The organism is Flavobacterium turcicum (genome assembly GCF_011365745.1).
GTDB lineage: Bacteria > Bacteroidota > Bacteroidia > Flavobacteriales > Flavobacteriaceae > Flavobacterium > Flavobacterium turcicum.
Genome location: NZ_JAAOBY010000004.1, coordinates 214,082 through 227,000, shown reverse-complemented (window position 1 = coordinate 227,000; position 12,919 = coordinate 214,082). Strand labels below are relative to the sequence as shown.

The 12,919-nt window shown below is 35.5% G+C and carries 10 protein-coding genes; 3 read left to right on the top strand and 7 right to left on the bottom strand.

Annotated features, from left to right (window positions below; all coding sequences use genetic code 11):
- Positions 1 to 72 precede the first annotated feature (72 nt).
- Positions 73 to 1,365: an O-acetylhomoserine aminocarboxypropyltransferase/cysteine synthase family protein gene (locus tag G9Q29_RS09225; protein ID WP_166136081.1), complete on the bottom strand. Its 1,293-nt coding sequence runs from the start codon at positions 1,363 to 1,365 to the stop codon at positions 73 to 75.
- A 649-nt stretch (positions 1,366 to 2,014) separates the two neighbouring features.
- Here G9Q29_RS09225 and metK point away from each other — a divergent pair.
- Complete coding sequence (gene metK / locus G9Q29_RS09220) at positions 2,015 to 3,265, top strand: methionine adenosyltransferase (protein ID WP_166136078.1); 1,251 nt, start codon at positions 2,015 to 2,017, stop codon at positions 3,263 to 3,265.
- 77 nt (positions 3,266 to 3,342) lie between these two features.
- On the opposite strand, the gene G9Q29_RS09215 is transcribed toward metK, so the two are convergent.
- The 3 genes from G9Q29_RS09215 to G9Q29_RS09205 are packed head-to-tail and all read right to left on the bottom strand — an operon-like array spanning position 3,343 to position 7,870.
- Complete coding sequence (locus tag G9Q29_RS09215; protein ID WP_166136075.1) at positions 3,343 to 6,093, bottom strand: carboxypeptidase regulatory-like domain-containing protein; 2,751 nt, start codon at positions 6,091 to 6,093, stop codon at positions 3,343 to 3,345.
- A 33-nt stretch (positions 6,094 to 6,126) separates the two neighbouring features.
- Positions 6,127 to 6,963 carry a GLPGLI family protein gene (locus tag G9Q29_RS09210; RefSeq protein WP_166136072.1) on the bottom strand — a complete coding sequence of 279 codons (837 nt, stop codon included), beginning with the start codon at positions 6,961 to 6,963 and terminating at the stop codon, positions 6,127 to 6,129.
- Positions 6,964 to 6,976: 13 nt separating this feature from the next.
- Positions 6,977 to 7,870: a GLPGLI family protein gene (locus G9Q29_RS09205; protein ID WP_166136069.1), complete on the bottom strand. Its 894-nt coding sequence runs from the start codon at positions 7,868 to 7,870 to the stop codon at positions 6,977 to 6,979.
- A 114-nt stretch (positions 7,871 to 7,984) separates the two neighbouring features.
- On the opposite strand from G9Q29_RS09205, the gene G9Q29_RS09200 reads away from it, so the two are divergent.
- Positions 7,985 to 8,776: a hypothetical protein gene (locus G9Q29_RS09200; RefSeq protein WP_166136066.1), complete on the top strand. Its 792-nt coding sequence runs from the start codon at positions 7,985 to 7,987 to the stop codon at positions 8,774 to 8,776.
- Positions 8,776 to 9,390 carry a deoxynucleoside kinase gene (locus G9Q29_RS09195; RefSeq protein ID WP_166136063.1) on the top strand — a complete coding sequence of 205 codons (615 nt, stop codon included), beginning with the start codon at positions 8,776 to 8,778 and terminating at the stop codon, positions 9,388 to 9,390. The genes G9Q29_RS09200 and G9Q29_RS09195 overlap by 1 nt, the downstream gene beginning before the upstream one ends.
- 68 nt (positions 9,391 to 9,458) lie before the next feature.
- On the opposite strand, the gene G9Q29_RS09190 is transcribed toward G9Q29_RS09195, so the two are convergent.
- From G9Q29_RS09190 to G9Q29_RS09180, 3 genes are all read right to left on the bottom strand, one after another.
- Positions 9,459 to 9,650, bottom strand: coding sequence for a CsbD family protein (locus G9Q29_RS09190; RefSeq protein WP_166136060.1), 192 nt, complete (start codon positions 9,648 to 9,650; stop codon positions 9,459 to 9,461).
- Between the two features lie 31 nt (positions 9,651 to 9,681).
- On the bottom strand, positions 9,682 to 10,149 hold the full coding sequence (locus G9Q29_RS09185; protein ID WP_166136057.1) for a Dps family protein: 468 nt from the start codon (positions 10,147 to 10,149) through the stop codon (positions 9,682 to 9,684).
- A 193-nt stretch (positions 10,150 to 10,342) separates the two neighbouring features.
- Positions 10,343 to 12,889: a sodium-translocating pyrophosphatase gene (locus G9Q29_RS09180; protein ID WP_166136054.1), complete on the bottom strand. Its 2,547-nt coding sequence runs from the start codon at positions 12,887 to 12,889 to the stop codon at positions 10,343 to 10,345.
- Positions 12,890 to 12,919: the final 30 nt, after the last annotated feature.

Here is a 12,919-nt window from a genome sequence, read left to right as displayed (position 1 = left end):
TAATTTTTAAAAAAACTACCTCAGAAAAAAAATACAACTAAGGTAGTTTTATAGTCAAAAAACAACAAATTGTTAAGCTAGATGCGGCGCTTTAATGGTTTCAAAGACAGCTTTCAAATCAGCTTTCAAATCAATTATATCTTCTAAGCCTACAGAGAGTCGAATTAAATCTTTAGAAACTCCTGTAGCAATTTGCTCCTCTTCAGATAATTGCTGGTGTGTTGTACTTGCCGGATGAATAATTAATGATTTGGTGTCGCCAATATTAGCAAGAAGAGAGAATATTTTAGTTTCATCAGCTACTTTTTTAGCCGCTTCAAATCCTCCTTTTAAACCAAAAGTAACCACGCCACTCTGCCCCTTTGGTAAGTATTCCTGGGCTAAGAGATAGTACTTACTAGATTTTAATCCAGGATAATTCACCCAAGCTACTTCCTCTTGCTGCTCTAACCACTGGGCTAATTCTAAGGCATTTTGACTGTGTCTTGTGATTCGGATTTCTAAAGTTTCTAATCCTTGAATAATTTGAAAGGCATTAAACGGACTCAAAGCCGCCCCAAAATCGCGCAATCCTTCAATTCGAGCTTTGGCAATAAAAGCGGCATTCCCAAATGCTTCATGATATATTAGACCATGGTAACCTGCAGATGGTTCTGTAAATTCAGGGAATTTGCCATTACTCCAATCAAATTTTCCTGCATCGATGATAACTCCTCCTAAAGATGTTCCATTACCTGAAATATACTTTGTTAAGGAGTGGATTACAATATCTGCTCCATGTTCGATTGGATTTAACAAATAAGGTGACGCTACAGTGTTATCAACAATTAACGGCACTTTAAATGATTTGGCCTCTTTAGAAATTGCTTTAAGATTCAATACATCTAACTTTGGATTACCCAAACTTTCTACAAAAAAAGCTCTTGTATTCTCTTGAGCAGCGCTAGTAAAATTTTCGGGATTTGTGGGGTCTATGAAAGTTGTAGTAATACCTAGTCTTGGGAGAGTTACTTTCAATAAATTGTAAGTTCCACCATACAAACTATTCGATGCTACAATATGATCACCTGCTTTTAATAAGACCAACAAAGCTGTTGAAATCGCTGAGGCTCCTGAGGCCGTAACAACCGCTCCAATTCCTCCCTCTAAAGTTGCCAATCGTTGTTCCAAAATAGCATTCGTAGGATTGTTTAATCGAGTATAAATGTATCCCGCTTCAGAAAGTCCAAATAAATTGGCAGCATGGTCTGAATTATTAAAAACATAAGAACTTGTTTGATAAATAGGAACTGCTCTGGTTCCTGCGGTTGTTGTTACGTCGTGCCCTGCGTGTAGTGCATTAGTTGCAAATTTTTGTGTGCTCATAGTTTTAGTTTTTAAAGGTTGAAGTTTTGTTTTACTATTTTGATTTGTGATTTGACTGTATTTTTTTGGAATAAAAAAACCCTTTTGGATTCGTTTCCAAAAGGGTTCATAGTCAAACTATAATAAAGATTAAATCTTTTTCTTTTGGGAATAACGAAACTCGACGCACATACGCATCATACAACAAACCAACATTATATTTTCCAAACTTCGCATCTCTTAATTATTTATAACCCAAAAACAGTAATCGATCCAGCTTGTAATTTAAAGGAGCTATAAAACCCTTGTTTACAAGCGATTCAATTCAGTTAATTACTTTTTGACGAGGCAAAAGTGCAAACTATTTTTTAAACTACAAAGCAAAAATCAATTTATTTATATAAATTCTATAGAATTAGTAGAGTTAGTTAAAAACGTCATAATAAATTTAAAAAAAACAAAAGTTTAATTTGCAATTCAAAATGGTTTCATACCTTTGCACCCAAATACAAGAGGAAAAATTTGAACTGATTGCAACCTCTTCATAATGAAATCAATTCATTGTGAATACTGAATAATTTTCAGTAAAAAAATGCTAAAGCAGGAACTCTCCTTTAGACCTTTTCAGCAATTATTTTTTCTCGCTTAATTTTATAAAATAATAAAACTTATGGCCTATTTATTTACGTCAGAATCTGTGAGCGAAGGACATCCAGACAAAATTGCAGATCAAATTTCAGACGCATTAATTGATAACTTTCTAGCATTTGATGCTGAATCAAAAGTAGCTTGTGAAACTTTAGTAACTACTGGTCAAGTTATTTTGGCTGGAGAAGTTAAATCAAATACATACTTAGACGTGCAAAATATTGCACGCGAAGTCATTCGAAAAATTGGTTACACAAAAAGTGAGTACATGTTTGAAGCTAATTCATGCGGTATTCTTTCGGCTATTCATGAACAATCTGCTGATATCAATCAAGGTGTTGACAGAGCAAGCAAAGAAGAGCAAGGCGCTGGTGACCAAGGAATGATGTTTGGTTACGCAACAAACGAGACTGAAAATTACATGCCATTGGCACTTGATTTATCTCATAAATTATTGCAAGAATTAGCTGTTTTACGTCGTGAGAATAACGAAATAACGTATTTACGTCCTGATGCTAAATCACAAGTAACTTTAGAATACAGCGACGATAACAAACCAACTCGTATTGATGCGATTGTTATTTCGACACAACACGATGATTTTGATGAAGAAGCTGCTATGCTTGCTAAAATCAAAAAAGATATTATCGAGATATTGATCCCAAGAATCATTGCTAAAAATCCTGAGCATGCTCATTTGTTTAACGATGCTATTCAGTATCACATTAACCCAACAGGCAAATTCGTAATTGGAGGACCTCACGGAGATACTGGACTTACAGGAAGAAAAATCATTGTGGATACTTACGGAGGAAAAGGAGCTCACGGTGGTGGTGCTTTCTCTGGAAAAGATCCAAGTAAAGTAGACCGTTCTGCTGCTTATGCAACACGTCATATTGCTAAAAATTTAGTTGCAGCGGGTGTTGCTGATGAGATTTTGGTACAAGTATCATACGCAATTGGTGTAGCTAAACCAATGGGTATTTTTATTGATACTTATGGAACTTCAAAAGTGAATATGACCAATGGTGAAATCGCTAAAAAAGTAGAAGCTATTTTTGATATGCGTCCGTACTTCATCGAACAACGATTGAAATTAAGAAACCCAATTTACAGCGAGACTGCTGCATACGGACACATGGGACGTACTCCTGAAACCGTAACTAAGACTTTCTCTGCTCCTGGTGGATTAACAAAAACAGTTGAAGTAGAATTGTTTACTTGGGAAAAATTAGATTTTGTAGATCAAGTAAAAGCTGCTTTTGGTTTGTAAAAAAACAAAACATAGTTTATAAAAAAAGGGGATTTAGCTACAACTAAATCCCCTTTGCTTTTTAAGTTAAATGAAGCTTACAAATTGTACTTCACTATGAAAGTTACAAATCGAGGTAGGATGATATTTTCATTGGCATTAAAACCGTTTACACTAAATGAGTTGTTCAATCTTGAACGGGTGTTCAAAAGATTATTCGCCTGAATGCGGTATTCAAACTTTGCATCTTTCTTGATGTAGTTCAAACTAGCAGTCATGATTTTAAAATCGTTTGATACACCATTAGTTTCATTTTTAAATCGGTTAAAGGCATAATCCCAATTAACATTCAAACCATTCAAGAAATAATAATTCAGTTTTACGGTCGGTGTTTGAGTGGTGAATTTATTGGCTGCTTGCTCTGAAAAATTCACGCGGTAACCCAAATCTACGTTTGGATATTTTTTGAACTGCGTTGCAAAAGCCAAGTTGTAAGAGTGATTTACATTTTCGATTCCTTGAATGAATTCTTGAGTCACTCCACCTTGAACTCTTCTGTTTAAAACAAAATTGCGATTCCAACCTGCATTGGCTCCAGCAGTAACTTTGTAATACTTTTTGAAGCTTTTAGAGTAAAACAAATTTCCGTTTAAATTTTCGTTTTCAGCATCTAAATTCAAACGGTCAGAGGTTGAATAAATACTTTGGAAAGAAACTCCATTAACGACTGGATCTTTGGTAGTTGTATAACTGATGTTTGCAAAAATCGTAGTAAAATTATACAAGTTGTACTTTGAATAATTCAAACGGTGGCTTGTCACTAATGAATTTTCTAATTGCGCATTTCCTCGTGACAAGCTGTTAAAATTGGTAAAAATAAATCCTTCAACCAAAGCATTTACATCATTAAAGCCGTTACGCATGTTGAAATTGTAGGTTACATTTTCTGACTTCTTCAAGTCCCAACGTGCAAACATATCAGGCAATAATCTAGTGAAATTAAGTTTGAATGGCGATGCAAATTGCTCGTTTGAAGTATTGTATTGGTGCAAAGAAAAACCAGGATTGAAAGTAAACTTGCCTCTGATAAACTTATAATGCAAACCTATAAAAGCATCGTTAAATAAGTAACGCACATCATTATTATAAGCTGCTTGCTCTACCGGATTTACTGAATTATCTTGAAGAATTTGCAAAATACTCGAGTTGTACGATTGGTAAGCATTCGTATTTCCTGCAGTTACATTCAAGATACTTTTGTTCGAGATTTGATAAAAATAGTCAACTTTGGCATCAAGTTTATTGGTTTTTACGAAACGAGATTGCTGTATGTTTAGGGCATTTTCATTTACAAAAACTGCACTTGGATCGTTCGGGTTTGTTGAATTTGCATTTTGGTATGGATTTACCGAAAGCTGCGGATTGTAAAAAGGATCTTCATCCTCGTATTGATGTTGCATTTCTAATACCCAAGTCGATTTTGGATTTTGGGTATAAAACATATTCAAACTCTGATTGAACGATGCTGGCGCTTGTTTTTGAAAAGCAATTACGGTATTGTTATTAGTTACCGTATTCCCGTTTGAAGTAGAAGTGAAATTAGTTTGACTATTATCTACATCTTGCTGATCATTTTTTCTAAAAAAAGCATCATAATCCAATTGAAAGTTCTCGTTGGCTTTGTATTTTGAACCAAATTTAGAGATGAAGGCATTGTTACGAGACTCGGTATTGTTTTTTCTGTTTTCTAAAGTCGCAATATTGGTGGTGTTCGGTTCAAAAATTCCGCGTTCTGAATTGGTAATAGACTGGTTGAACGTTGCTGAATAAGCCGCAAAACCAGACAATGTCCATTTTTTAGAAACCGAATGATTAATATTGATAGTCCCAAATTTATCACTCGCTTTGGCCACATTATCACCACCTGACAAACCAAAAAAGTTTCGATTAAGAGTTAATGAAGTACCGTTACGACCAATCGTGTTTCGTGCGCCTCCATTTATTCTGAAAAAATCAGCCGAAGTCAATGAAACTTCGCCAATGTTATTAAGGTTTACAATAGAGTTGATGCTTGTTTTTGGCGAATAATAAAACAATTTTGGGTTAAAAATATATCCTTTATCATTAGCCAAACCGCCACTTACGTCACCAAACCAAAATTTATCTTTACCTTTTTTAAGTTTGATATTAATAGCAATGTCGTCATTATTATTTTCAAGGCCTTTCATTTGCGAAACCTCGTTAAAATTACGAAGTACTTGCACTTTATCGACTGCATCAGATGGAATATTTTTTGAACCCAGTTTCGTGTCCCCTTCCATAAAAGGTTTTCCGTCTACAAAAAGTTTGGTCACTTTTTTTCCCTCTACTTGCACTTGACCGTCACCCGTTACTTCAAAACCTGGTAATTTTTTAAAAACGTCTTCTAGCTTACGTTCTTCTCCGGTTTTAAACGAATCAGTATTGTACACAATAGTATCCCCTTTTATAGAAACTGGCATTTCGCGGACAATTTCTACACCATCAAGTTCGATGCCACCCGATTCCATGGTGATATTTTGCACCATATTTTGAGCAAGTGTAGCAATGGTGACTTCCTTATTTTGCATACCCAGATAACTTAGTTTTAAAACATAAGTCGTGTTAGCTTTTAAGTTTAAAATAAACTTGCCTTTATCGGTTGTAATGGCATAAGCATCCATTGCTTTGGTAGTTTGATTCACGGCCATTACGTTGGCCATTTCTAAAGGCCCCGATTTAGAATCAGTTACGAGACCTTCTAATTTAACTGATTGAGCAAAAGAAATTGAGCTAACAAAAAATATTAAAAAAAGAAAAAATTGTTTCATGGGTAAAGTGTGTGGAATGTAAAACTTAATTTATTAATTACGTTGGATTATAACAGCCTCGCCATCGCCTTTCATGCTATCTATTTTTTCTTTTTCTAGAACATCAAATTGTGCTTGCGTGACTTTTTTCCCTGTGTTTGGTTTTTTAATTTCAGCTACTTCTTTGTTACTCAATGTAACTTTAGAGCAGAGCATAATCAAATCCCCCTCGTTTACCTCTAAAATTAATCCTGGTAAACCCCAGTAGTTTTTTGGTCCAAGACTTACAGGTATTTCTGGAGTGTACCATGCAGTAACAACCTTGTCTTTAGGCTCCTGCATAGGGAAAAGACTAGTTTTATTTTCTTGCTTCTTTAAGAAATCTTTATAGTCACTTTTTTGTTTCTCAGTTACTGGAATAACCACTTCTGCTTTGTAACAAGTATAATCACCAATTTTTTTTGTCTCATCTACCAACTTCCATTCTGGTTTTGTAAGTGCATCAACAATTAAAAATTTTTTACCAAAAATTTCATCTTCAACAATTTTTATTTTTCCTTTTGTATCTATATATGATTTCCCATCGCCCGAAAATGAGAAACTCACTACCATACCTGTACTTGGCGCTTTAGGTTTATCCAACGTTTGTATTTCTTCATAAAGACACTCTTGTTTATTAAAAGTGAGCAAGTACTTTTTTTCACTTGCCGATTTCATTAATTCTTTAAATGACACTGAAAAAGCTGCATCTTTAGCAGAGGCTTTGTCAGCACTCTCCGATGATTTTTTTAAAATAATTTTAGACAAGTATTCTGCCTTACCTTGAAATCCTTGCGCTTGTGAATAAAGTCCGATAAACAAACAAACTAAACTGATGATTGAAATTCTCATATTTTTAATTCAATTAATTTCCGAAACGCATTTGCATACCACCATTTCCTCCGCGACCTTGATTCATCTCTCTCCACTCTTCCATTTTTTTCATCACAGCATCGTCATACTCCTTTTGAGAAACTACTTTTCCTTTGGTAATGGCTTTAATCTCTACTTTATCTTTAGGGTTTAAAACTACTTTTGAACACAAAATAGTGGTGCGTCCGTCATTAACCTCCAAGATTAATCCTGGCAAACCCCAATAACCCTCAGGTCCTTGGCTCACTGGAATTTCGGGAGTATACCAAGCGGTAACCACAATTTCTTTTGGTACCTCAACGGCATCCAAGAAATTGGTTTTTTTCTCCTCAGTAGGTTTTGCTCCTTCTTTCTTTTCACCATCATCTTTACGAGGACGCATGTTTCTAAAATCAGTAGCACTTGGTTTTTTGATAGCGGTTGCTTTGTAACAAGTATAGCCACCAATCACACGAGTTTCTGCCTCCATTTTCCAATTCAAACTAGTTAAGGAATCTTTCACCATAAATTCTTTTCCCATGAATTCTTTGTCGTTGCTGTATTGTTTGTCTTTTACGTTTTTGTAATACGTTCCGCCACCACCGGCAAAACTTGACATCATACGAAAACCACCACCTTGAGCCGAAGCCTCAAGTTTTTCTTCTTCTTTATAAATAGAAGCCGTCTTGTTAAAATTGAGAATAAATGTTTTCTCGAACATTTTTTTCATGCGTTCTTCAATCATTTTTTGCATATCAGGCGTCATATTTTTGTTGCCTTCCAAACGAGTCTTCATTTCTGAAGTGCTGGTTTTACTCTCGTACACAGCCATTCCTTGAAACTCCTGCGCTTGCAACCCCAAGAAAGAGGCGATAGCGATTACTACAGTGTAAATTAATTTTTGCATTTTGATGGTTTTTAATAGATAAGAGTGAAAAATACTATTTTTGTTACAATGATAATGTTAAATAAATACTAAGACAATTAATACCAACTTTGGTTTAATCGTACTTTTACCTTTATGAAAAAATTAGTTTTTTTGATCCTATTTTGCTGGGCTACAATTGGTTTTTGCCAAAATCAAAATCCAACAATCAACAAATTGAACACTGTTGAATTGGATGCTGATGAATTTCTAGGATACGATTCTCTAGGTTACCTATATTACATAAAAAACAATGTGCTTTCTAAAAAAAAGAAAGCTGAATATTACAATTACAGCAATATTGCGCTGGGAAAAATTAGTGATGTCGATTTGCAAAATCCATTGAAATTAGTACTGTTTTACGAAGACTTCAATACGGTTGTTACTTTAGACAATCAGTTGAATGAAACTCAAAAAATTAACTTCTCCGAAAACGTCTTCCCTATTGTAACAACTGCTGCGGGTCTTGCAGCACAAAATCAGCTTTGGGTTTTTGATAGCAATACGCAGCAATTGGGCTTGTTTGATTATTTAAAAAACACTTTTAAAACACTCGCGGTGCCATTTGTGGATCGTATTAAATTTTACAGCTCGGACTTTAATACTTTTTATTGGCTGGATACCAAAAATAATTGGTTCAGTTGTGATTTGTTTGGAGCCGTTACATCAATAGGAATCATACCTGATTTTGATTATCTCGCGTTAATAAATTCATACCAATATATTTATGCCAAAGATGGCAAAGTAATATTTACTGATTTAAAAAAACAGCAAAACACAACCCTAGAAATTTCTGAAAAAACGTTTGTAAAAATATATTACAAGGACCAAATTTTATCTATTTTTACAACATCAGGAATTAGCAATTATAAAATCATAATACCATAATGCACATAGCAATAGCAGGAAATATAGGCTCAGGAAAAACAACCTTAACACGATTACTGGCCAAACAATTTAAGTGGGAACCTCATTTTGAAGATGTAGTTGACAATCCGTACTTAGATGATTTTTACCATCAAATGGAACGTTGGTCGTTTAATTTACAAATCTATTTCTTGAACAGTCGTTTTCGTCAAGTAATGCAAATTCGCGAAAGCGGTAAAAAAATTATTCAGGACAGAACCATTTATGAGGATGCTCACATTTTTGCACCCAATTTATATGCCATGGGTTTGATGACCAATCGTGATTTTCAAAACTATACTTCTTTATTTGAATTGATGGAATCAACGGTAAAGGCGCCTGATTTATTGATCTATTTGCGTAGCTCCATTCCAAATTTAGTGGGACAAATTCACAAACGAGGTCGTGAATACGAAAATTCAATTTCTATAGAATATTTGAGTCGCTTGAACGAACGCTACGAAGGCTGGATTCAAACGTATGATAAAGGAAACTTATTAATTATTGATGTAGACAACATCAACTTTGTAGACAATCCCGAAGATTTAGGAAACATCTTCAACAGAATTGATGCAGAATTAAATGGGTTATTCTAAAAATAAAAGCGCCGCTTCTAATTCAAGAAGCGGCGCTTTGTCAACCAAACCAAACCAATTTTTTATTTTTACTTTAGTTCTTCATTGTACCATTTGGTAATTTGCTCTTTGGTTTGCCCAATTTTTTGTTGCAAACGGCCAAACAATTCGTCTTCTTTACCTTCTTCGTACAACAAGTCGTCATCTGTAAGATCAGCGTATTTTTGTTTTAATTTTCCTTTTAACTCGTTCCAATTTCCTTTTAGCTCTGTAGTGTTCATAGTGTTATAGTTTTGAATTAATAATAGTGTTCTAGTTAATGTACTTGCGCAACATCCAAGATTTATCTTCGTGCTTTTGCAAAAGACCTATTACAAAATCAGCAGTACCAAAATCATCCGTTTCATCAAGACTTTTGATGAATTTTCGCAATTGTTTCAATACGGTTTCATGATCAATTAGCAATTCTTTAAGCATGTCTTTTTGCTGCAAATCAGTACTATTTTCTTTAAGAACAGATTGCTCAATAAACTCTTTCATCGTTCCGATTGCTCTGCCTCCTAGTTTACTGATACGTTCTGCAGTTGCATCAATTTCTTGTTCGAGAGCAGTATATTGCGCTTCAAAAAGTTTGTGTAATTCCATGAAACTGTTTCCAGAAACGTTCCAGTGAAATTGTCTTGTTTTGGTATAAAGCACCATCTGATTGGCCAATATAGTAGTTAGATAAGAGATGCTTTCGTCTAATTCTTTTTTTGTAATTCCGATTTTTGGTTCCATAGTACACGTTTTTTTTAGTTGACCTACAAGTCTTTTACAAAGATAAAGCGGTACTTCAAAGAATGCATTACACCATTTTTTAGGATTGTTACACAATTAAAGGATTTAGTAATTGAGGCTTAAAAACAGTACTTCTATAACGCAAAAAATGCCTTTCGATGGAAAGGCATTTCTTTATTTAATAGTATTCCTATTATTTTAAAGAATCAATTTTGGCTTGTACCTCGGCATCGGTGCCTTCAAAAGTTTGTTTTGTCGTTTTGCCATTCTCGGTCATTGTGACGGTCGCTTTAGTCTTTCCATTTTCATTAGATAGCTCTATGAGCAAATCTTTTGATGATGTCATTGAAACTGTTTTCGTACCACCGCCAGTGTACTTTCCAGCTGCATCATACATTGATAAGCATTTTTGAGTACATTCTTCTGAGCAACCATTCTTTTTACACATGGCTGCACATTCGTCTTTAGTCATGTTCGCCATTTTTTCGGGATCGCATTTGCCCATCTTGCAAACCATTTCTGTTGTATCCATTTTAGCACAACAAGAAGCCGCTGCACTATCGGAATGACCATTTCCTAAAATTGGAGCAATCACCAAACCTATTAAACAAGTCAATTTAATCAAAATATTCATAGAAGGTCCCGAAGTGTCTTTGAAAGGATCACCAACAGTATCACCGGTAACCGCTGCTTTGTGCGCATCAGAACCTTTATAAGTCATTTCGCCATTAATCATCACACCCGCTTCGAATGACTTTTTAGCATTATCCCAAGCGCCACCAGCATTGTTTTGGAAAACAGCCCACAACACACCCGAAACTGTAACTCCAGCCATGTATCCTCCTAGCATTTCGGCAATGAGTTGGTTGTTGTCCGCATAAACCAACTTACCAAGTAAAACAATCGCAATTGGGAAACCAATAGTCAAAATTCCTGGCAACATCATTTCGCGCAAAGCGGCCTTTGTCGAAATATCAACACATTTCGCATATTCCGGTTTTGCAGTTCCTTCCATAATTCCAGGAATTTCTCTGAACTGACGACGTACTTCATACACCATATCCATAGCAGCTTTCCCCACTGAATTCATAGCTAGCGCAGAGAAGACAACAGGAATCATTCCACCAACAAACAACATGGCCAATACTGGCGCTTTAAAAATATTGATTCCGTCGATTCCTGTAAAGGTTACATAAGCTGCAAATAATGCTAGTGATGTCAATGCTGCCGAAGCAATGGCAAATCCTTTCCCAGTTGCTGCTGTTGTATTCCCTACAGAATCTAAAATGTCGGTTCTAGTGCGCACTTCTTTAGGTAGTTCACTCATTTCTGCAATTCCACCCGCATTATCAGATATAGGTCCAAAAGCATCTATTGCTAATTGCATCGCTGTGGTTGCCATCATTGCTGATGCTGCCAAAGCCACTCCATAAAATCCTGCTAAAGCATAAGAAGTCCAAATCGCTGCTGCAAATAATAAAACTGTAGGGAAAGTTGAAATCATTCCCGTTGCTAATCCAGCAATTACGTTTGTACCCGCTCCCGTACTTGATTTTTGTACAATAGCCATAACCGGTTTTGTACCCAATCCCGTATAATATTCAGTAACCGATGATATAAACGCACCTACAACCAAACCTACAATTGTTGCGTAAAAAACACGCATAGATGAAATTTCTTTTGTTCCTTCTCCGAAGAAATCCATTTTCATGGTTTCAGGTAACATGTATTTTACGAGAAAGTAACAAGCTACTAAAGTCAAACCTATCGAAACCCAATTACCAATATTCAAGGCCTTTTGTACTTGTGCTTCTTTTGCATTGTCATCGGTGATTTTCACTAACATGGTTCCGATTATCGAAAATAAAATTCCAAAACCGGCAATTGCCATTGGTAATAAAATAGGTCCAATTCCGCCAAAAGCATCTTGAATACTTCCGCCCATATCTTTGATTACATAATTCCCAAGAACCATTGCTGCCAAAACCGTGGCTACATACGAACCAAATAAATCCGCTCCCATACCGGCAACATCACCTACATTGTCTCCTACGTTATCTGCAATTGTAGCTGGATTTCGAGGATCATCTTCTGGAATACCAGCTTCTACCTTGCCTACTAAATCAGCACCTACATCAGCCGCTTTGGTATAAATTCCGCCACCAACTCTTGCAAATAATGCTATTGATTCTGCACCAAGAGAAAAACCTGCTAAAGTTTCTAAAACAATAGTCATGTCTTCGGTCGTAGTCCAAACGCCGTTCATAAAAAAGTGAAAGAAAAATATAAAAAAGGTAGTCAAACCTAAAACTGCAAGACCTGCAACACCAAGTCCCATTACAGTCCCACCACCAAAAGAAACTTTTAAAGCTTGCGGCAAACTCGTACGAGCAGCCTGCGTGGTTCTAACATTGGTTTTGGTGGCTATTTTCATTCCCATATTTCCCGCAAGGGCTGAAAAAAAAGCACCAAAAATAAAAGCTACTACAATTAAGATGTGCGTAGTAGGAACAATAAACGAAACACCTGCCAAAACAATACTAGCTCCAATAACAAAAAAACTAAGTAAGCGATATTCCGCTTTGAGAAAGGCCAAAGCACCTTCGTAAATGTAATCTGAAATCTCCTTCATCTTTCCGTCGCCGGGGTCTTGTTTTAAAACCCATGCTCTTTTTGTAATCATAAACGCCAGTCCAATAAATGCCATGGCAATTGGCAAGTAAATCATAATTGTATTCATAATTCTGGTTTGGTTTTAGTTAATAATTAT